Origin of the sequence: Sphingomonas sp. SRS2 (assembly GCF_000971055.1) — a bacterium.
Classification (GTDB): domain Bacteria; phylum Pseudomonadota; class Alphaproteobacteria; order Sphingomonadales; family Sphingomonadaceae; genus Rhizorhabdus.
Map to the genome: position 1 here is coordinate 1 of NZ_LARW01000046.1, position 20,906 is coordinate 20,906.

The 20,906-nt window shown below is 64.8% G+C and carries 18 protein-coding genes and 1 tRNA gene; 11 read left to right on the forward strand and 8 right to left on the reverse strand.

What is annotated here, in order from left to right; all coding sequences use genetic code 11:
• The 3 genes from WP12_RS23850 to WP12_RS02105 form a co-directional block, all read right to left on the reverse strand.
• Nucleotides 1-161, reverse strand: a 161-nt coding sequence (locus WP12_RS23850; RefSeq protein ID WP_152663831.1) for a transposase, incomplete at its 3' end; no start/stop codon positions are given.
• Between the two features lie 59 nt (nt 162-220).
• Complete coding sequence (locus tag WP12_RS02100; RefSeq protein ID WP_235398899.1) at nt 221-538, reverse strand: PilZ domain-containing protein; 318 nt, start codon at nt 536-538, stop codon at nt 221-223.
• 70 nt (nt 539-608) lie between these two features.
• The gene (locus tag WP12_RS02105; RefSeq protein WP_046192122.1) at nt 609-1,676 is read right to left on the reverse strand and encodes an SPOR domain-containing protein; all 1,068 of its coding nucleotides are present in this window, start codon (nt 1,674-1,676) and stop codon (nt 609-611) included.
• 178 nt (nt 1,677-1,854) lie between these two features.
• Here WP12_RS02105 and WP12_RS02110 point away from each other — a divergent pair, with 178 nt between their 5' ends.
• Nucleotides 1,855-3,309: an SPOR domain-containing protein gene (locus WP12_RS02110; RefSeq protein ID WP_052730159.1), complete on the forward strand. Its 1,455-nt coding sequence runs from the start codon at nt 1,855-1,857 to the stop codon at nt 3,307-3,309.
• Here WP12_RS02110 and WP12_RS02115 read toward each other — a convergent pair.
• The 4 genes from WP12_RS02115 to WP12_RS02130 are packed head-to-tail and all read right to left on the reverse strand — an operon-like array spanning nt 3,302 to nt 7,086.
• Entirely contained in the window at nt 3,302-4,531 is a 1,230-nt protein-coding gene (locus tag WP12_RS02115; RefSeq protein WP_046192123.1) for a dihydroorotase, read from the reverse strand. The genes WP12_RS02110 and WP12_RS02115 overlap by 8 nt on opposite strands.
• Nucleotides 4,528-5,478: an aspartate carbamoyltransferase catalytic subunit gene (locus tag WP12_RS02120; RefSeq protein WP_046192124.1), complete on the reverse strand. Its 951-nt coding sequence runs from the start codon at nt 5,476-5,478 to the stop codon at nt 4,528-4,530. The genes WP12_RS02115 and WP12_RS02120 overlap by 4 nt, the downstream gene beginning before the upstream one ends.
• Before the next feature lie 43 nt (nt 5,479-5,521).
• Nucleotides 5,522-5,977 carry a Holliday junction resolvase RuvX gene (ruvX, locus tag WP12_RS02125; protein ID WP_046192125.1) on the reverse strand — a complete coding sequence of 152 codons (456 nt, stop codon included), beginning with the start codon at nt 5,975-5,977 and terminating at the stop codon, nt 5,522-5,524.
• Nucleotides 5,974-7,086 (reverse strand): DUF3089 domain-containing protein, encoded by a 1,113-nt coding sequence (locus tag WP12_RS02130; protein ID WP_046192126.1) that lies wholly within the window; start codon nt 7,084-7,086, stop codon nt 5,974-5,976. The genes ruvX and WP12_RS02130 overlap by 4 nt, the downstream gene beginning before the upstream one ends.
• A gap of 169 nt (nt 7,087-7,255) precedes the next feature.
• Here WP12_RS02130 and gatC point away from each other — a divergent pair, with 169 nt between their 5' ends.
• From gatC to clpX, 8 genes are all read left to right on the forward strand, one after another.
• Complete coding sequence (gene gatC / locus WP12_RS02135) at nt 7,256-7,543, forward strand: Asp-tRNA(Asn)/Glu-tRNA(Gln) amidotransferase subunit GatC (RefSeq protein WP_046192156.1); 288 nt, start codon at nt 7,256-7,258, stop codon at nt 7,541-7,543.
• A complete protein-coding gene (gene gatA, locus WP12_RS02140; RefSeq protein WP_046192127.1) occupies nt 7,543-9,030 on the forward strand; it encodes an Asp-tRNA(Asn)/Glu-tRNA(Gln) amidotransferase subunit GatA in 1,488 nt (495 codons plus the stop codon). Before gatC ends, gatA begins: the two co-directional genes overlap by 1 nt.
• Entirely contained in the window at nt 9,027-10,511 is a 1,485-nt protein-coding gene (gene gatB, locus WP12_RS02145; RefSeq protein ID WP_046192128.1) for an Asp-tRNA(Asn)/Glu-tRNA(Gln) amidotransferase subunit GatB, read from the forward strand. The genes gatA and gatB overlap by 4 nt, the downstream gene beginning before the upstream one ends.
• A gap of 87 nt (nt 10,512-10,598) precedes the next feature.
• Nucleotides 10,599-10,683: transfer RNA gene (locus WP12_RS02150), tRNA-Leu, on the forward strand.
• Nucleotides 10,684-10,749: 66 nt separating this feature from the next.
• Entirely contained in the window at nt 10,750-12,381 is a 1,632-nt protein-coding gene (tig, locus tag WP12_RS02155) for a trigger factor (RefSeq protein ID WP_046192129.1), read from the forward strand.
• A gap of 254 nt (nt 12,382-12,635) precedes the next feature.
• Complete coding sequence (locus tag WP12_RS02160) at nt 12,636-13,292, forward strand: ATP-dependent Clp protease proteolytic subunit (protein WP_046192130.1); 657 nt, start codon at nt 12,636-12,638, stop codon at nt 13,290-13,292.
• 60 nt (nt 13,293-13,352) lie between these two features.
• Nucleotides 13,353-14,963, forward strand: a complete 1,611-nt coding sequence (locus WP12_RS02165) for a hypothetical protein (protein ID WP_152663859.1) — start codon at nt 13,353-13,355, stop codon at nt 14,961-14,963.
• A gap of 121 nt (nt 14,964-15,084) precedes the next feature.
• Nucleotides 15,085-16,359, forward strand: a complete 1,275-nt coding sequence (gene clpX / locus WP12_RS02170) for an ATP-dependent Clp protease ATP-binding subunit ClpX (RefSeq protein ID WP_046192132.1) — start codon at nt 15,085-15,087, stop codon at nt 16,357-16,359.
• 60 nt (nt 16,360-16,419) lie between these two features.
• Here the strand turns inward: clpX and WP12_RS02175 are convergent, their stop codons facing one another.
• Nucleotides 16,420-17,376 carry a tetratricopeptide repeat protein gene (locus WP12_RS02175; RefSeq protein ID WP_046192133.1) on the reverse strand — a complete coding sequence of 319 codons (957 nt, stop codon included), beginning with the start codon at nt 17,374-17,376 and terminating at the stop codon, nt 16,420-16,422.
• Nucleotides 17,377-17,568: 192 nt separating this feature from the next.
• On the opposite strand from WP12_RS02175, the gene WP12_RS02180 reads away from it, so the two are divergent.
• Complete coding sequence (locus WP12_RS02180) at nt 17,569-20,019, forward strand: cyclic nucleotide-binding domain-containing protein (protein WP_200894443.1); 2,451 nt, start codon at nt 17,569-17,571, stop codon at nt 20,017-20,019.
• The gene (locus WP12_RS02185) at nt 20,019-20,897 is read left to right on the forward strand and encodes a hypothetical protein (protein ID WP_046192135.1); all 879 of its coding nucleotides are present in this window, start codon (nt 20,019-20,021) and stop codon (nt 20,895-20,897) included. The genes WP12_RS02180 and WP12_RS02185 overlap by 1 nt, the downstream gene beginning before the upstream one ends.
• Nucleotides 20,898-20,906 lie beyond the last annotated feature (9 nt).

Consider the following 20,906-nt stretch of genomic DNA (forward strand, 5'->3'; position numbering starts at 1 on the left):
GTCGGCAGATCACGCCATGGACTGCCCGTCCGGACAATCCATAGCACTGCCTCCAAAAATAGACGGTTGTTCCTCCCGCTTCGTCCCGGGTCGGTCGGCTTACCCAGACAATGCGGTTCCATCTTTGCCCACTGGGCGTCGGTCAGTACGAAGCGTTCCATCCAAAGTGTGAATCACATCTCCCCAAAAATGTGAATCCTAAATCCCCACAACCCCTAGTTCAGTCGCGCGTCATATCGGCGGCGATTGCGCCGAGTGCGAAGGCGACCGAGCCTTCCTGCCGATCGAAGCTGATGCGAATCTCACCCTCGCCGATTTCGCTGACCCGGGCGATGATTGATCCGGCATGGGGATGACGAAGTTCGACCTGTGCGCCGAGCGCAGGCGGATGCCGGGTATCGAGTCGCGCGCCGCTGCCGGAAATGTCGCGTAGTGCGACCATTTGCGCCATACCTTCTGCGCGCAGTTCGCATACTCGCCTGCGCCGCCAGCGGCTTGCCATTGCCCCCGGTCGATCGACCCGCTGCAAAAATGTCATCCTACGCTGTCCGCTCCATGATCAGCGGCTATTTATCGCGTAGATCACCAAAATAGGGTTAATGCCCGTTTCACGGAGCAACCGGGAAGCAGGCCGATCCGGCAGTCTTCACCGCGCCGCAAGCCTGGTTCGCCGCTGCACGCGACGCCAACGGGCCAGCCTGAAGCCGGGTGAAGTTACCCGCCGCGGCATAGCTGGGACTCAGCGCCCTGAGCGCGGGTGCCTTGCCCACCAACGCGGACCACGCGGCCTTCGCGCCGTCGGGGCTTGAGAAAGCGCCGAGCTGGATCTTCCAGCCGCCGCCTGCCGAGGCGACGATCGGCGCCACTGGCTTTGCTGCGGGCGGCGCGGGGACCGGCTTGGCCGGTGCGGCCGCGGCCTTGGCTAGCGCCGTCGGGGCTTTCCAGGGCTGGTTGCTCTCTCCGGGAGCGGGAACCGCCGCGCCATAGGTCGTCGGCAAAGACGCACCTGAAGCGGGAGCTGGCGCGGAAACTGCGGGGCCGGCAGTCTGCGGCGCGCGCGTGGAGCGCATCGTTAGCGGCGCACCCGGGCCCGGAGCATCGCTGGCGCGCAAAGCCGCCGTCCGCTCCATCTCACGCGCCAGGGTGAGGCCGGCGGTACGCTGCTGTTTGGGGATGAGCTGATCCATCTGCGTCAGGCTGGTCTTCGCCGCGCCGATCCCGGCCGAATTGGCGCGCGTCATCAGCGCATAGGCGCGCGCCCAGTCCTTGGGCAGCGAGTCGCCGTTGAAATAGGCGGTGCCGACGACATATTGCGCGCGCGGCTCGCCCTGGTCGGCGGCTTTCTTGAGCCAGATCATGGCTTCGTCGCGCTGCCCGCTCTGAAACAGTTGGAGGCCCAGCGTTGCCTGCGCCTGTTCATGTCCGGCCGCGGAGGCTTTGCGATACCAGTCGAGCGCCACGGCGCCGTCGGCGTTGACGCCACGCCCCAGCTTATAGGCCTGACCGAGATTGAACTGCGCGTCGGGATCGCCCGCCGCCGCCGGCGCGCGCCACTCGGCGACGGCCTTCGGGAAATCGCCGGCCATCCAGGCGTCTACGCCTTCCTTCACGCCCGCCGACACGGCGGTTGTGCTCGCCAGAGCGAGCAGGGCGCAGCCAAGGAACAAGCTTCTCATACTTTAACCGCCCCCAGAGTAATCGCATGGTTTCGCCGGTAGATAGCGCGTTAGGCCGGATCGGCGATAGTGCAATCTGAAGCACTTGCTAACAGTTGCCGTTAACCATTGCTTAGCGGGATTCATGGCACGCACACGAAATGAAAGCGCGAAATTCGCGTGGGGTGGAGCCGTGGACATGAAATCACGCTGGATCGGAGTAGCGGCGACGGCGCTGCTGGTGGCTGGCCCCGCATGGGCCGCCAGCGATCGGCCCATGCAGTCCGAGAAGCGGCGCGCGGCGGCGCTCACCGCATCGGCTTGGGCCGCGCTGGGCAAGGGCGATGCGATCAGGGCGGTGCAGGACGCCGAGTCCGCCGCGCTGCTGCAGCCCCGCGATGCCGGAACCCGGTTGCTACTCGGCCGCTCCTATCTCGCGGCGGGGCGCTTCACCTCGGCCGATGTCGCGTTTCGCGATGCTTTGACGCTCGATCCTTCGCTCACCAAGGCCTCGATCAGCCGCGCTCTCGCGCAGATCGCGCTCGGCCAGGAAGCGGCGGCGCGCGCGTCGCTCGCCTTTGTCGAGGGGCAGGCGGCGGATGCCGATATCGGGCTGGCGCTGGCGCTGCTTGGTGACAGTGAGGAGGCGCTCACCCGGCTGACCGCGGCCGCGCGCGCCGCAGGCGCCGATGCGCGGACACGCCAAAATCTTGGCCTGGCCTTCGCGCTCGACGGCCGGTGGAACGATGCGGCCGCGGTGGCGGCGCAGGATGTCCCCGCCGACATGATGCCGCAACGCCTTCGCCGATGGGCGACGATCACGCAGATGAAATCCGATCCGGCGATGCAGGTCGGCGCGATACTCGGCGTGCTGCCGGCCATCGACAACGGCCAGCCCGATGCCTTGGCGCTCGCTGCGCCCCAATCCGAAATTCCGGTCGTGCTGGCGGAAGCGCCGCCGACCTCGCCGCCCTTTGTCATGATCGCGGCGCCGGTCGTCACATCGCAAGGCGGCTCGGTCGTTACCGCGATCGCACCGACGCCGCCGCCGTTGGAGCTGCTCACCGCACTAGCTGCCGTCCCCGCGTCCAAGCCAGTCGAAGTGACAGTCGAGTCTTCTGCACCGATCAGGCTTGCCGCAATCGAACCGCTGGTCGCGGCATGGGCGGGGCCGCCCCGTATGCGCAAGTCAAGGATCATAGAGATTGCCGCACCTCGCCCGGTCGCAGCGGCTCAGCCGCGGGCCGTCAAATCCGTGGTGGCGAAGGCGCCGGTCCTCGCCAAAAAGCCGATCCTTCTCGCATCCCGGATATCCGTGAAGCCTTCGCCGAACCGGACTGCGGGGACATGGGCGGTACAGCTCGGCGCTTTTTCCTCGGAGAAGCGGACCGAAATCGCCTGGGGCAGGCTCAGCGGCAAGGCGCGCTTCCTCAGCGCCTATACACCGACCGGATCGGGCCGCCGCTGGGGCAAGGCGATGCTCTATCGCCTGTCGGTCAGCGGGCTCCCCACCCGCGCCGAGGCGACCAGCCTGTGCGTGCGAATCAAGGCCGCTGGCGGGAAGTGCTTCGTACGCAATATGAGCGGCGACCGGCCGATGACCTGGGCGCTGCGCCCTCGCAACGAACAGCCGATTGCGCTGGCGCTCAGCTGAGCGCTACGCCACCCTTGATCGTTTTCAGCACCTTGCCCTGAACGGGCAGGCCGTCGAAAGGCGTGTTGCCGGCACGCGACGCCATATGATCCGAGTCGATCCGCCACGGCGTATCGGGATCGAACAGCACGAGATCGGCTTCGCTGCCCTCCGCGAGCGTGCCGCCGGGAAGGCCGAGCAGCCTCGCCGGCGCTGAAGATAGAAGTGCGATAAGCCTCGGCAGGTCGATCACGCCATCGCGAACGAACGTAAGTGACAGGGTTAGCAGGGTCTCCGCGCCCGACATTCCGGCCTCGGCATCGGCGAAGGGCAGGCGCTTGGCCTCTGGCCCCTGCGGATCATGACTGGAGCAGATCAGGTCGATCGTGCCGTCGGCGAGCGCGGCGATCGCGGCCTGACGGTCTTCTTCGCCGCGTAAGGGCGGGGATAGCCGGGCAAAGGTGCGAAAGCCGCCGATCGCGACGTCGGACAGCAGCAGGTGTGCGGGGCTGATTCCGCACGTCACTGGCAGACCGCGCCGCTTGGCGTCGCGGACCAGCGCAAAGGCGCGTGCAGTCGAAAGCTGGCGGAAATGGAGGCGCGCGCCGCTCTGCTCGGCGAGCATGATGTCGCGGGCGACGGCCATCGCCTCGGCTGCTGCCGGCGCGGCAGGCAGGCCCATGCGTGTCGCATATTCGCTTTCGGTCGCAACCGCACCGGCCGTCAGGCCGCCATCCTCGGCATGGCTGATGACCGGCAGGTCGAGCGCATGCGCATAAGCGAGCAGACGGTGCATGACGCCCGAATCGGGTATCCAGCTCCGGCCGGTGGCGACCGCGCAGGCGCCCCCGGCTTTCATCAGGCCGATCTCCGCCAGCTCCGTGCCGGCCAGTCCCTTGGTCGCGGCGGCCAGCGGGTGGACCCACACGTCCGGCTTACCCGCGGCCGCGGCATGTTGGACCAGCGCGGCATGGTCGAGCGGCGGTGACTGATCAGGCATCAGGACCGCACGGGTGATCCCCCCGGCGGTAAAGGCCGGCATGTCGATCGCGAAGATGCCCAGATCGACGAGGCCGGGGGCGAGATGCGCGCCCTTCGCGTCGATGATCTTGATATCGGCAGGCAGATCGAAACGGCCCACCGCCGCGATATGACGGTCGCGGATAAGCACGCCGCCGGCCGAGACCGTTCCGGCGACCGGATCGACCAGCTTCGCATTGAGGATAGCGAGTGGCGCTGTCATGCCCAACCCTCCACGCCGCGCTGGCGGCGGGTCAGCACGTCGAGGCAGGCCATGCGCACCGCGACGCCCATCTCGACCTGTTCGGTGATCGCCGAGCGGGTGGGGTGGTCGGCGACGCTGCTGGTGATCTCGACGCCGCGGTTCATCGGACCGGGGTGCATCACCAGCGCGTCGGGCGCGGCCCGTTCCAGCCGTTCGGGCGTGAGCCCGTAGAGCGCGTGATATTCGCGCGGGGAGGGCAGATAGGCGCCGTCCATCCGCTCATTCTGGAGCCGCAGCATCATCACGACATCGGCGCCGTCGAGCCCCGCGTCGAAATCGCTGAACGGGATGGCGCCGAGCCGTTCGATCGCAGCGGGCATCAGCGTGGGCGGCGCGACCACGCGAACTTCCGCCCCCAGCGCGGTGAGGGCAAGGATGTTCGAGCGGGCGACCCGGCTGTGCAGGACATCGCCGCAGATCGCGATGGCCAGCCCGCCGATCCGCCCCTTGCGACGGCGGATCGTCAATGCGTCGAGCAGCGCCTGGGTGGGGTGTTCATGGCGGCCGTCACCGGCATTGAGCACCGGGCAATCGACCTTGTCGGCGATCAGTTGCACCGCGCCCGAAGACTGGTGGCGGATCACGATCATGTCGGCGCGCATCGCATTGAGCGTGACCGCGGTGTCGATCAGCGTCTCGCCCTTCTTCACGCTCGACTGGCCAACCGCCATGTTGACGACATCCGCCCCGAGCCGCTTGCCCGCGATTTCGAACGACAGCAGCGTGCGAGTCGAATTTTCGAAGAAGGCGTTGATCAGGGTAAGCCCCGACAGCCTGTCGTCATGCTTGGTGGTGGCGCGGTTCAGCGTGATCCACTGTTCGGCTTCGTCGAGCAGGAACAGGATTTCGTGCGGCTGAAGTCCGTAGATGCCCGTCAGGTGGCGATGCGGAAATGATGATGACATTAAAGCCGCGCTGTAGACCGGGTTGGGGGGAAGCTCAAGCCGCTCAGATCATTCCGTCGATCGCGCCCTGCAGGATGTACGCGGCGGCAAGCTTGTCGACGAGCTCGGCGCGGCGGGCGCGGCTCGCATCGGCGTCGATCAGCGTGCGCGTCACCGCCGCCGTCGACCAGCGCTCGTCCCACAGCAGGATCGGCAGGCCGATTCCCTCTACATTGCGGGCGAAGGCGCGGACCGACTGGGTGCGCGGCGAATCGCTGCCGTCGAGGTTGAGCGGCAGGCCGATCACCATTCCCTTGATCGACTGCGCCGTCAGCAGCGTGCGCAGCCTCGCGGCGTCGACGCTGAACTTCGCGCGCTGGATCGTCTCGGCCGGGCTGGCGATCGTCCAGCCGGCGTCGCAGATCGCGATGCCGATCGTCTTGGTGCCGACGTCGAGCCCGGCGAGGCGACCGCGTTCGGGCAGCGCATCGCGGAAATCCAGGGTGGAGGAACAGATCACCGGGTCAGATAGGCCTTTGCGCGGGCTTGCGCGTCGGCGCGGATATTGCCCCAGAACATCGCATAGTCGAACACATGATAGTTGTTGCCGGGCATGACATAGCTGTCGAAGCCCTTGGGCGGGCGGCCGATCAACAGCAGTCCCGACGGATCGCAACGCGCCGGGATCAGGCCCGGCTTCAAGTCGGCGGTCATGAAATCAGAGCGCGGAACCAGTGCGCCAAGGTTGGCCGCGGGCAGGGCGGCGGTGCCGGGCGCGCCGGTCAGCGGGTTGACGCACAGCATCGTGGTGCCCTTGCGGCTCTTGCCGGTGAGCCCGGGCGATTGCTCGAACAATTCCCGTATCGCGCGCGGCTCGGCGGGCTCGGCGAAGCTCTGCCATGACAATATGCAGCCCGGCTGCCCTGGGGCGGAGCAAGCGGGCAGACCCAGCGCGGGGATATCGGCCTCGATCGAGATCGGCCAGCCGACCAGATAGGCAGCGACGATGCGCCGCGCGATCGGGGTGCCGGCGACCTTGTCCTTCATCAGCCGCATCAGGTGGAGGCTACCCTGGCTGTGTCCGGCGAGAATGATCGGGCGCGACGCCGGCGTCTGCGCCAGGAAGGCGTCGAAGGCGCGGGCGACATCGCCATAAGCGAGGTCGAGCGCGCGCGCCGAATCGGGCGCGGCGGTCAGGAACGTGCCGAGCGTGGCCGATCGGTAGCGCGGCGCCCAGACCATGGCGGTGCCGTTGAAGGCGCTCGCCTCGCTTTGCCCGAAGACGCGCAGCCAGCGGCGCGACTCTTCATTGTCGAGCGGCGCATTCCAGCTGGCTTTGCTGTAATAGGTGGTTGGCGGGACATAGAAGACCGCGACCTCGGGCCGCGCGGCGGCGCTATGGCCAGCGGGTGTCCAGCGCGACGAATCGTCCGGCAGGTCGGGCCGCGACAGCCAGGCGGCGGGCTTGGCATAGTCGGGCGGCGGCCCTGCGCCATTCACCTCGAAGCGACCGTTGGGAACGAAGGCGAAGCGAAGAAGCTGGTCCTGGAACAGCGTCCAGCCGATTCCGGCGGCCAAAGTCAGCACGATCAACCCCGCGATCAGGTAAAGGAAACGGCGAGCGAGCAAGAGTGGCTCCGATGCTGCGATGCAGCATAAAATGCGAGGATGGAGCAAGTGCGTAGCGAGCAATCGAGCGTGCGTCCAATATCTATGCCGTAGATCCGGCCCGCCCAGGTGCGACGTATAAGCTAGCCGACCCTTGAAGCGCGAAGCGCCGGATGCTAGCCGCCCGGCCATGTCAGTCGATGCCGCTACCGTCCGCAAGATCGCGAGCCTGGCCCGCATTGCCGTCACCGACGGCGATGTCGAGGCCATGGTCCCCGAACTCAACAACATCCTTGGCTGGATCGAGCAGCTTGGCGAGGTGAACACCGACGGTGTCGCCCCGCTCGCCGCGGTGATCCCCAATCATCAGCGCCTGCGCGATGACGTCGTCACCGACGGCAATATCCGCGACAAGGTGCTGGCCAACGCGCCGCAGGCCGAACATGGCTTCTTCGCCGTGCCGAAGGTCATCGAATAATGGCGAATATCACCGATCTGGGCATCGCGGGCATTCGCGACGGCTTCCGTGCCGGCGATTTCACGGCGCGCGAAGTGGCCACGGCGTTCAACGGGGCGGTGGCGTCGGCGAAGCCGCTTAACGCCTTCATCATCGAGACCCCCGAACATGCGCTCGCCGCGGCGGATGCCGCCGACGCGGCGCGCGGCGCGGGCGCGCTGCTGCCGCTGTCGGGCATTCCGCTCGGTATCAAGGACCTTTTCTGCACCGCGGGCTATCAGACCACGGCGGCGAGCGGCATCCTTGGCGGCTTCGTCCCGCCTTATGAGTCCACGGTCACGGGCAAGCTATTCGCGGCGGGCGCGGGCATGCTCGGCAAGCTAAACCTCGACCAGTTCGCGATGGGCTCGTCGAACGAGACCAGCGCCTTTGGCAATGTCATTTCGCCCTGGCGCCGCAATGATGGTGGCAATGCCGCGCTCGCGCCGGGCGGTTCGTCGGGCGGATCGTCCTCGGCCATCGCGGCGCGTATCGTGCCTGCGGCCACCGGTACCGACACCGGCGGCTCGATCCGCCAGCCCGCCGCCTTCACCGGCATCACCGGGATCAAACCAACCTATGGCCGCTGCTCGCGTTTCGGCATCGTCGCCTTCGCCTCTTCGCTCGACCAGGCCGGGGCGATGGCGCACGACGTCCGCGACAGCGCGATCCTGCTGGAGGCGATGTCGGGCTTCGACCCGAAGGACTCGACCTCGCTCGACGTGGCGGTGCCGCAGTGGGAAGCCGGTCTGTCGAGCAATCTAAAGGGCAAGAAGGTCGGTATTCCCAAGGAATATCGGGTCGACAACATGCCGCCCGAGATCGACACGCTGTGGCAGAAGGGGATCGAATGGCTCCGCGATGCCGGCGCCGAGATCGTCGACGTATCGCTGCCGCATACGCGATATGCACTGCCGACCTATTATATCATCGCGCCCGCCGAGGCTTCGTCGAACCTCGCCCGCTATGACGGCGTCCGTTATGGCCTGCGCGATCTGCCCGATGGTGCGAACCTTCAGGATATGTACGCCGCGACCCGTGCGGCGGGCTTCGGGCCAGAGGTCAAACGCCGTATCCTGATCGGCACCTATGTGCTGTCGGCCGGCTTCTACGACGCCTATTACACCAAGGCGCAGAAGGTCCGCGCGCTGATCGCCCGCGATTTCGAGCGGGCGTTCGAGCAGGTCGATATCCTGCTGACCCCGACCGCGCCTTCGGCGGCCTTCGCGCTGGGCGAGAAGAGCGCCGATCCGCTGGAAATGTATCTGAACGACGTCTTCACCGTGCCTGCGAGCCTCGCCGGCGTGCCGGCCATGTCGGTGCCGGCGGGCCTTGACAGCAAGGGCCTGCCGCTGGGCTTGCAGATCATCGGCCGCCCGCTCGACGAGCAGGGTGTGCTGAACGCTGGTCTGGCGATCGAGGAGCGCGCAGGCTTCACCGCCGCGCCGCAGAACTGGTGGGCGAAATGAGCAGCTATCGTATCCAGGGCGCCACCGGCGAATGGGAGGTCGTGATCGGCCTCGAAGTGCACGCGCAGGTCGTGTCGCAGGCCAAGCTCTTCTCGGGCGCGTCGGCGACCTTCGGGGCCGAGCCCAACGCTAACGTCTCGCTGATCGACGCCGCGATGCCGGGAATGTTGCCGGTTCCCAATGCGGAGTGCATTCGCCAGGCCGTGAAGACCGGCATAGCGCTGGGTGCGGAGATCCATCGCTGGTCTCGATTCGATCGCAAGAATTACTTCTACGCCGATCTGCCGCAGGGCTATCAGATCTCGCAGCTCTACCATCCGCTGGTGGGTGAGGGCGCGATCGAGATCGACGCCGACGAGAAGGCCGGCATCCCCGAGCCGAAGGTGATTGGCATCGAGCGGCTGCACGTCGAGCAGGATGCGGGCAAGCTGATGCACGACCAGCATCCGACCCGCTCCTATGTCGATCTCAACCGTTCGGGCGTTGCGCTGATGGAGATCGTCTCCAAGCCGGATATGCGTTCTCCCGCTGAAGCAGGTGCTTACCTCCGGAAATTGCGATCGATTCTTCGCTATGTTGGCTCGTGCGACGGCAATATGGAAGAAGGCTCGATGCGCGCCGACGTCAACGTCTCGGTGCGCAAGGTCGGTGACGAACTCGGTACCCGGACCGAGACCAAGAACGTCAATTCGATCCGCTTCGTGATGGCGGCGATCGAGGGCGAGGCCAATCGTCAGGTCGACGTGCTCGAAGCCGGCGGTAAGATCGTCCAGGAAACGCGGCTCTACGATCCCGATCGTAACGAAACGCGGTCGATGCGCTCCAAGGAGGATGCGCATGATTATCGCTATTTCCCCGATCCGGACCTGTTGCCGCTGGAACTGACCGAGGATTATGTCGAGGCGTGCCGGGCCGAACTGCCCGAGCTGCCAGATGCCAAGCGCCGCCGCTATGAGGGTGATCTGGGCCTGCCAGTGTATAACGCTGCGGTGATCACCGCTGATGTCGAGACCGCGCGCTGGTTTGAGGCGCTGGTCGGGGCGACCGGAAAGCCGGCCGGCGAGGTCGGTCGTACTGCCTCAAACTGGCTGATCTCCGATTTGTTCGGCGCGCTCAACCGGCTCGGCAAATCGATCGAGGACAGTCCTGTCACGCCCAAACAGGGCGCCGAACTGCTCTCGCTGGTCGCCGACGGGACGCTGTCGGGCACGCTGGCCAAGCAGGTGTTCGAGATCATGCTCGAAACTGGAGAGGATCCCGGCGCGATCGTCGAGGAGCGCGGGCTCAAGCAGACCAGCGATACCGGCGCGATCGAGGCGGTGATCGCCGAGATCATGGCCGCCAACGCCGACAAGGTTGAGGAATATCGCGGCGGCAAGGACAAGCTGTTCGGCTTCTTCGTTGGCCAGACAATGAAAGCGATGGCGGGCAAGGCCAATCCGGGCGTGGTCAACGACCTTTTGAAGAAGGCGCTGGGCTAGTCCCGATATGCCTTCGAAAGGGTGAAGCGCCGGGTTGTACTCACCCCGGATACTGTTATAGAGCCCGCCGACCGGCGGTCCTGGTTTGCGGGCGTGGCGGAACTGGTAGACGCGCCAGATTTAGGTTCTGGTATCGCAAGATGTGGGGGTTCGAGTCCCTTCGCCCGCACCAGCTTCGCTTCCAGAGCGCGAAGCAGGACCCGAAAAGCATTTCTCGAGATAGAGGTTCGGACGACCCATGCAGACTGTCGAAACGCTCAATGAGGGCCTGAAGCGCGCCTATGCGGTGACGATTCCGGCGAATGATGTCGCCAAGCGCGTCGAGGCAGAGATCAAGACGATCGCGCCGCAGATCCGCATGCCCGGCTTCCGCCCCGGCAAGGTGCCCGTCAACCTCGTCAAGAAGATGCATGGCCCGGCAATCGAGCAGGACGTCCTGAACAAGACCGTTCAGGACGGCGTACAGCAGCTCCTCGCCGAGCAGAAGTTGCGCCCCGCGATGCAGCCGTCGGTCGAACTCGACGAAGGCTATGAGCCCGGCAAGGATGTCGCACTGAAGGTCGAGCTCGAAGTGCTCCCCGATGTGCCGGCTCCCGTGATAGAGGGTCTCAAGCTCGAGCGGCTGACCGTGGAAGCCGCCGGCGACGTGATCGACGAGCAGCTCAAGCGCATCGCCGGTCAGCAGAAGCAGTATGACGATGCGCTGGACGGCCACCCCGCCGTCGAAGGCGATCTGGTGATCATGGACTATGCCGGCACCGTCGATGGCGTCGCCTTCGATGGCGGCACTGGCGAGGGCATGTCGGTCGAGCTCGGCTCGGGCCGTTTGATCCCGGGCTTCGAGGATCAGCTCGAAGGCGTCAAGAAGGGTGAGGCGCGTAGCCTGAAGGTGACGTTCCCCAAGGATTATGGCGAAGCTTCGCTCGCTGGCAAGAAGGCCGTGTTCGAGGTCAAGGTCACGGACGTCCGCGTGCCGCGCGAGACCAAGGTCGACGAGGAATTCGCCAAGTCGCTGGGCCTCGAAGGCCTCGACCAGCTTCGTGAATTGCTCAAGGGCCAGATCGAGCAGGAGCTCAACGGCCTGACTCGCACCCACATGAAGCGTAAGCTGCTTGACCAGCTTGCCGCCAGCCACAGCTTCGCGGTGCCGCCGTCGATGGTTGAGGCCGAGTTCCAGCAGATCTGGGCGCAGCTCGAGCATGAAGCCGGCCATGAGGAAGATCCCGAGACCGCCCGCGCGGAGATGGAAAACGACCGCGCCGATTATCAGGCGATCGCCGAGCGCCGCGTCCGCCTGGGCCTGCTGCTCTCCGAGATCGGCCAGCAGAACGGCGTCGAGATTAATCAGCAGGAGATGCAGCGTCTGATCCTCCAGGCCGCGCAGCAATACGGCCCCAAGGATCGCGACCGGTTCATCGAGTATGTCCAGCAGGACCCGATGGCCGCCGCCCAGCTTCGCGCGCCGCTCTATGAGGACAAGGTCGTCGACTTCCTGTTCGGCAAGGCCGAGATCAGCGACCGCGCGGTAACACGCGAGGAGCTGGAGGCAGCGATCGAGGCCGACGACGAGACGATCGGCAAGGGCCACGTCCATGGTCCGGACTGCGGTCATGACCATCATGACCATGACGCCAAGCCTGCCAAGAAGCCGGCGGCGAAGAAGGCCGCTGCCAAGCCGGCCGAGGAAGTGTCCGCCGACGCCGAGCCTGCTGCGAAGCCTGCCGCCGCCAAGAAGGTGAAGGCCGAGGAAGTCGAAGCGCCCGCGCCCAAAAAGGCCGCAGCGAAGAAGGCTCCCGCTGCCGCAAAGGAAGAGGCCGCTTTGGCTCCGGTCAAGAAGGCTCCGGCGAAGAAGAAGACTGCCGCCGAATAAGCGGATCTTCGGATTGAATAGCAAAGGGTCGGGCAGCGATGTCCGGTCCTTTTGCGTTTCTGTTCTTTGTCGTCCCGGCGAAAGCCGGGATCTCCCTTTCTTCCTCGCGCCGAAGGCGGCGAGATACCAGCTTTGCTGAAATGACGGAGGCGGACTGAGGGCTTCGGCCGTCTGTGCATCACCCCCCTTGAAACCCCGGCGGCAAAGGCCGATGTTGGCACCTCAAGGCAAAGCACGAAGGACCGAGACACCCCATGCAGAATCCGTTTGAGACCGGCCAGTTCCATAATCCGGAAACGGGCGCGCTGGTGCCGGTGGTCATCGAGCAGTCGAACCGCGGCGAGCGCAGCTTCGACATCTATTCGCGCTTGCTGCGCGAGCGAATCATCTTCGTGACCGGCCAGGTCGAGGATCATATGGCCTCGCTGATCACCGCCCAGCTGCTGTTCCTCGAATCGGAAAATCCGAAGAAGGACATCTTCATGTACATCAACTCGCCGGGCGGCGTGGTGACGGCGGGTCTCGCGATCCATGACACGATGCAATATATCCGCCCGCGCGTCGGCACGGTGTGCATCGGCCAGGCCGCCTCGATGGGAAGCTTCCTGCTTGCGGCGGGTGAGCCCGGGATGCGCGTCGCACTCACCAACAGCCGGATCATGGTTCACCAGCCTTCGGGCGGTGCACAGGGCATGGCGGCCGATATCGAGATCCAGGCGCGCGAAATCCTGCGTATGCGCCACCGGCTCAACTCGCTCTATGCGCAATATACCAAGCAGCCGATCGAGGCGATCGAGACCGCGATGGATCGCGACAAGTTCCTCGAGGCCGACGAGGCCAAGGCGTTCGGCCTGATCGACGAAGTGTTCGACAAGCGTCCGTCGCCCGCCGACGAGGCGATGGCCGCTTAAGGGCGCCTTCACCGAATGACATTTGCGGGGCGCGTCCTTTCCTCGGGGAAGGGCGCGCCCTTGGCGATTCTGGCGATCAGCCTGCTAATAATGGCGTCGGCGCTGCTCGACGGTGGCAGCGTCCATGGCGATTTCTACGTCTATGCCCGCTGGCAGGCACATTTTGCCGAGGCCATGGCGGCAGGCGATCTTTACCCGCGCTGGCTGCCGCATCTCAACCAGGGTTTCGGAAGCCCGGCCTTCTTCATCTATCCGCCGATGGGGCAATGGATGGGGTCGCTGCTGGCGCCGTTGCTGCCGGGTGCCGAGCTCGCCGGGCTGCGGCTCCATATCGTCCTGACGGTCTGCCTCGCCCTGAGCGGTTTCGGGGCGCTACTGTGGCTTCGCCTGCTCGGACTTGGCAAAGCGGCAGCGTTGATCGGCACGCTGGCCTGGCTGCTGCTGCCCTATCACGCCTATCTCAATCTCTATCAGCGCGGTGCGTTCGCCGAGCTGGTGGCGATGGCGGCACTGCCATGGGGACTCGCTTTCGCTCACGCGCTCAAGCAGCGGCATATGCTGGCCTGGGCGGGGCTGGCCCTGTCGCTCGCCGCGCTGTTGATGAGCAACGCGCCGACCGGGCTATTCGGAGCGCCGTTCATCTGTCTCTATGCCGCGCTGCTGGCCGATCGGAAGGATTGGCCGCGGCTATGGGGCGCGATCCTGTTCGCGGCGGCGCTGGCGATCGCCTTGTCGGCCGCCTGGCTACTGCCCGCGCTGACGCAGGTCGCCCTCGTCAATGACCGGATATTGTTCAACGACGTCTATCAACCCGCCAATTACCTGATCTTTTCGCCTGCGCCCTGGCCGAATCAGGGTATCCGTATCGCCGCGACGCTGATCTTCATGCTGCATGCGGCGATCCTGCTGCTGGCCCTGCTGGCGGGTGGCGCGGCGCGGGGGCGGCGGCTGCTGATCATTACCACCGTGCTGATTTTCGTGGCGATGAGCGAGCTGGCGCGCCCGGTCTGGATTGCGGGCATGCCCTGGTCAAAAGTCCAGTTCGCCTGGCGCCTGCTCGGACTTCAGTCGCTCCTGCTCGCCGGGCTGGTGGGGATCGCCTGGGAGGCGGTGGGTGCGCGTCGGCGCGCTTTGTTGAGAATCGCGCTGATCTGGCTGCTGCCCGGATTGCTGCTGGCCGACGCCGCCCTGCTCGCGGCGCTGGGCTGGCATGTCGCGCGGCGGCCTGCCTGGCCGACGCCCCAGGTCGCGGCGCATCGTGCGGAGGTACGCGAATATTGGCTGGGCGATGTCGATGCGCTCGCGCGCCGCTTCGGCTCGAGGGACAGCATCGTCATTAGTGGCCGCGCCGAGATCGGGCCGATCGAGCGACGGGGTAGACTGCTGCGCCTCGAAAGCCGGGCATCGGAGCCTGCCCTGATCGCGTTGCGCCACTTCGCTTATTATGGCTGGCTGGTCCGGATCGACGATGGCCCGTGGCGTCCGGCAACAGGGCGCCGCGCAGCTCCCGAGCTCGTCGCGATCTCGGTTCCCGCCGGACATCACCGAATCGAACTGCGGCTGCCGCCGCTTCCGACCGAGTCGCGCGGGTTATTGATTTCGGGGGCGGCACTCATGCTACTTTTGGCGGGGTTGCTGCTCGATCCGCTCAGGCGGCTGCTTGCACGATAAAAGGGCCACCCCATATGGATGGAACCCACGGAACGATCATCGCTTCTTAAGAAGGTTGTGGGAAGGGTGGGGACATGCTTAGGATGCTAGCGATCCCCTTAGCGGAGTCAGGATCTAGTTTATGACCAAGTTGACCGGCGGCGACTCTAAGAGCACTTTGTATTGCTCATTTTGCGGAAAGTCGCAGCATGAGGTCCGCAAGCTGATCGCTGGCCCGACGGTGTTCATCTGCGATGAGTGTGTCGAGCTTTGCAACGACATCATCCGCGAAGAGACCAAAGGTGCGCTCGTCAGCAAGAAGGATGGCGGGGTTCCGACCCCGCATGAGATCTGCGAGCATCTCGACCAGTATGTGATCGGTCAGGCGAAGGCCAAGCGGGTCCTCTCGGTCGCGGTTCACAATCATTACAAGCGGCTCAATCATGGCGCCAAGGGCGCCGATGTCGAACTGGCCAAGTCGAACATCCTGCTCGTCGGCCCGACCGGATCGGGCAAGACCTTGCTCGCCCAGACGATGGCGCGGCTGCTGGACGTGCCGTTCACCATGGCCGACGCGACGACGCTCACCGAAGCCGGCTACGTCGGCGAGGATGTCGAGAACATCATCCTCAAGCTGCTCCAGGCCTCCGACTATAATGTCGAACGGGCGCAGCGCGGCATCGTCTACATCGACGAAATCGATAAGATCAGCCGTAAGGCGGACAATCCTTCGATCACCCGCGACGTGTCGGGCGAGGGCGTCCAGCAGGCTTTGCTCAAGCTGATGGAAGGCACGACCGCTTCGGTTCCTCCGCAGGGCGGCCGCAAGCATCCGCAGCAGGAGTTCCTGCAGGTCGACACGACGAACATCCTGTTCATCTGCGGCGGCGCGTTCGCGGGTCTCGAAAAGATCATCGGCGATCGTCTGCAGGGCAAGTCGATCGGTTTCGGTGCCTATGTGGCGGCTCCCGAAGAGCGCCGCACCGGCGAGACGCTGCAGCAGTGCGAGCCCGAGGATCTGCTGAAGTTCGGCCTGATCCCCGAGTTCGTCGGCCGCCTGCCCGTCATCGCGACGCTGATGGATCTCGACGAGGCCGCCTTGGTAGAAATCCTGACGGCGCCGAAGAATGCGCTGGTCAAGCAATATCAGAAGCTGTTCGAAATGGAGGGCGTGAAGCTCGGCTTCACCGACGACGCGATGATTGCGGTTGCCCGCAAGGCGATCACCCGCAAGACCGGCGCGCGCGGCCTGCGTTCGATCCTCGAAGGGCTGCTGCTCGATACGATGTTCGACCTGCCGTCAATGGACGGCGTCGACGAGATCATGGTCGACAAGGATGTGGTCGAGGGCCGCAAGGACCCGGTCCGCGTCTTTTCGAAGAAGGCAAAGGAAAAGGCCGGCGGCGACGCGGCCTGACCTGACAGCCTATAGATAGAAAGGGCCGCCGGAGCGATCCGGCGGCCCTTTTTCTTTGGTTCAGAGGCCGAGCGTCTTGGCCGCGGCGTCGAATCGAGCTTGCTGGGCACTGTCGTCCTTGAACGCGGCCTTTGCCTTGGCCAGGGCGTTGCGCGCGCCGGGCTGGTCCTTGAGCATCACCCTCGAGCGCATCAGCATGATCCAGCGGTCGGCGTCGCGCGGATTGTCTTCGAGACGAGCGGCGAGACGCGCGACCATTCCTTTGGCCATCTCGTCCTGCTCCGATGGCGTCATCGCATTTGCGGCCTTGAGGTCGGCGGCAGTCGGGCCCGGGATACCGTTTGTGACGACGTTGTCGACCTGAGCGGGCGAAGCGGCGGGGACGGCCGGCGGTGGTGGAACGCGGCCGGCGACGTCGATCTTCCGTTCGGTCGAGATGCGCGTGATGAGATCCCGGACCGGTTGCTGCCAGGGGGCGTCGGCCGGGCTATCGCGCAGCACGCCGATCAGGTCGTCGACGGCGGCCTTGTGCTCGCCACTCTCGTTCTTCTTAACCGCCATGAAATAGCGCGCCCGGAAATCCTTCGGGTCGAGCGCTAGCGCCTTTTTGAACGATGCCTCCGCCGCAGGCGTTACTCCACCCGGACCGCTGAGCAACTGCACCTCGCCGAGCGCCGACCAGAACAGCGGGTTATTGGGGTTGATCGTGCTGGCCTTGCCATAGGCCTTCACCGCGTCGGGATAGCGGCCGACATTGTAATAGGCGAGGCCGAGCAGGTTCCATCCCTCGGAATCGCCCGGATTTTCGGCAAGCTTCTTCTCCAGGCCGGAAATGACCGTGCCGAGTTCCCCAGCCGCAGGGGCAGCTTGCGTCGCCGGTGGAGATTCGCTGCCGCCGCCGCGCGAGCGGACCACGGCAATCGCGACTGCCGCCACCGCCACAAGCGCGGCGAGGATGAGCGCAACGCGCGCGAATGGCAGCGAAAACCCCTTATTTGCGGCACCGTTCTGCGTCACATTTCTCTCCGGATTCGAGCTGCATAGGCTTTGATCTCTAAATGTAACGAAAGTCTAGCGGAACGCGTCGAAGCTGGTAGAGTAGGCGCGGGGCACAATGCGGAAATTTCAACGGTCACAGGGCCCGTTGGAATATCCGGTGCCCCATGTCGGTCGCTGTTGCAGCGGCATGGAATGGGGCAGGGGGAATCAGTGGCGGATACTTACCGTATTGCCATCGTTGGCTCAGGGCCGGCGGGGCTCAGCGCGGCGGCGCATGCGGCCAAGCTGGGCCTGTCGCATATCCTCCTCGAAAAAACCGACCATCTTTCTGATACGATCTACAAATATCAGAAGGGCAAGCACGTCATGGCCACGCCGAGCCAGCTCGTGCTGCGCGCGGATATCGAATTCGACGCCGGCAAGCGCGAGAAGATTCTCGGCGTCTGGGACGACCAGACGGCCGCCGCAAAGGTGAATGTCCGTTTGAAGAGCGAGGTGAAGACGATCACCGGCGCGAAGGGCGGCTTCACACTGACCCTCACCGACAAGACCGAAATCAAGGCCGAGAACATCATTCTCGCGATCGGCACCCAGGGCAACCCCAACCTGTTGCGCTGCACCGGCGCGGACCAGAACCATCTCGAACTGCAATATCAGCTCGACGATCCCGGCGAATATGTCGACGAGCACATCACTGTGATCGGCGCAGGTGACGCCGGCATCGAAAATGCGCTCGGCCTCGCCGCCGATCTTGCGCAGGGCAATGTCGTCTCGATCATCAATCGCACCGCCGATTTCAGCCGCGCCAAGGGCGCCAACGTCAAGCTACTGATGCAGGCGGCAGACGAAGGCCGGATGAACGTCGTTACCGACGCCTCTCCCAATCGGATCGAGGCGGGGCATCTGATTCTGGACACCCGCGATGGCGAGGCCCGCATCAAGTGCGACCGGATCATCGCCCGGATGGGCTCGGCCGCGCCGCGCAAATTCATCGAAGAATGCGGGATCGAGTTCACCAGCGCCGACCGTGAGGCTTTCCCCAAGCTGTCGCCGCAGTTCGAGACGACCAACCCCGGTATTTTCGTGATCGGTGCGCTCGCGGGATATCCGCTGATCAAGCACTGCATGAACCAGGGCTATGACATCGTTGAGTTCATTAGCGGCAATCTCGACCTGAAGCCCGCCGACGAGCCGATCCTGGAGGGCAAATTCGCCAACCTGCCGATCAGGAAGTCGGTTGACGGATGGTTGGACTTCATCCGCACCAATGTCAGCATCCTCAACGATCTGTCGCCGCTGCAGATGCGCGAATTCATGCTCGACTCCGATGTGCGCTTCTATGGCAAGAACGACATCATCTTCGAGAAGAACGCGCCGGGATCGTCGCTGTTCTGCATCGCGCAAGGCTCGGTCGATATTCCGCTGCCCGATGGCCGATCGACCGGCATCGTTATTCCAGAAGGCTCGATCTTTGGTGAGGTAGGCCTGGTTTCGGGCCGCCGTCGTGGATCGACGATCCGCTCGATCGCCGAGACCGTCGTCGTCGAGATTCCGCGCAACGCGATCCTCAAGCTGATGGCGTCGGTCCCTGGCGTGAAGCGCGCCGTGACCCGCATCTCGACCGAGCGACAACTGCTGCAGATGTGGCAGTCTGGCCTTCAGTCCGCCGATCTTGCCGAGGTGATCGAGACCGCCGAGATCAAGGGCATCCGCGCCGGCGAGGTCATCTTCCGCGAAGGTGAAGAAGGCCGCGACGTCTATGTGATCCGGTCGGGATCGGTGGTTGTCGAGAAGTCGATCGGCGGCAAGCCGGTGTTCCTGTCCTATATCCCAGCCGGCAATTATGTCGGCGAACTCGAATTGTTCGACAACGGCATCCGCAAGCAGACGGTGCGCGCCGCGGTCAAGTCCGAGGTGATCAAGCTGGAGGGCGACGCGTTCAAGCGGCTGCTCGAAGCCAAGCCGCAATTCTTTGCCAAGGCGAAGGCCGCCATCGGCGAGCGCGAGGACCTTGCATCGTTCATCGAGGCGAAGAAGGACAGCTTCGCCAGCGTGGTCGACATGTACTCGTCGGTTGCGAACTTCCTGGTCGACAATGGCGTCGGTGAGGCGACCGACGTTCTCCTGATCGACGAAAATCTCTGCGTCGGCTGCGACAATTGCGAGAAGGCCTGCGCGGATAGCCATGATGGCATCTCGCGGCTCGACCGCGAGGCGGGGCGCACCTTCGCACATCTCCATGTCCCGACCAGCTGTCGGCATTGCGAGCATCCGCACTGCATGGCCGATTGCCCGCCGACCGCGATCCATCGTGGCCAGGATGGCGAAGTCTATATCGACAACACCTGCATCGGCTGCGGCAATTGCCAGCGCAACTGCCCCTATGGCGTGATCCGTATGGAGAAGGAGCCGCCGAAGAAGCCTTCCTTATGGAAATGGTTCCTGTTCGGGCAGGGCCCGGGCCCGGGTGAGCCCAGCCATGAATGGGCTTATGCCAATGCGGGCGGGGTCGAGAAGGCCAAGCGCGCGGTGAAATGTGATATGTGCTCGGGTATCGAGGGCGGTCCGAGCTGCGTGCGCGCCTGTCCCACGGGGGCCGCGATCCGCGTCGCGCCGGAAGAATTCCTGACGGTCGCCCGTTTGCAGCGGGACGACGCCTGATGGCCAGCAAATCGCTTCGTCAGGCGACCTCTGGTCGCGAGCGCGCCTCCGAGCATGAAGGGTTCCTGCGCTATCAGAGCTATAAGTGGCTCAAGATCGCGCTCATCATCTCGGGCATTGCGCTGCTGATCTATGCCTTCAACGACGTCCAGCCAAAGCCCAATGGCGGCAGCATCTACGGCTATATAACCGGCACGATCGGGGTCGGGCTGATCCTGTGGCTTACGATGCTCGGCGTGCGTAAGCGTACGGCGACTCCAGGCCGCTGGTCGCTCAAAAGCTGGACCTCGGCGCATGTCTATCTGGGCCTGTCGCTGATCGTGATTGCGACGCTTCATACCGGCTTCGACTTCGGATGGAATGTTCACACCCTCGCCTATGCCCTTATGATGCTTGTGATAGCATCGGGCGTCTTCGGGATCGCAGCCTATGTGTCGTTGCCCCAGGCGCTGTCGGCTAACCGCGGCGAGACGACCCAGCTCCAGATGCTCGACAATCTGCGAATGATCGATCGCCAGCTGAACGAGGCGGCCCAGCCGCTCGACGCCGAGGGCGCGGCGATCGTTCAGATGGCGCTGCATGACGATCCGTTCGGCGGCAGCATCGTCGCCCGTCTGAGCGGCCGCTACGGTAGGTGCGGCACCCGCGCCGCGCTCGCGGCGGTGCGCGCGCATGCATCGCGCAGCGAAGCCGAGGTCGATCCGCTCGACCATGTCGAGGTGCTGCTCGAACGGAAGCGCTCGTCGCTTGCACGGATACGCAAGCATCTGCGGCTCAAGGCGCTGCTGGAGGTCTGGCTGTACATCCATGTGCCGCTGACCTTCGCGCTCATCGCGGCGCTGTTCGTCCATATCGTCGCCGTCTTCTATTACTGGTGAGTACGCGCA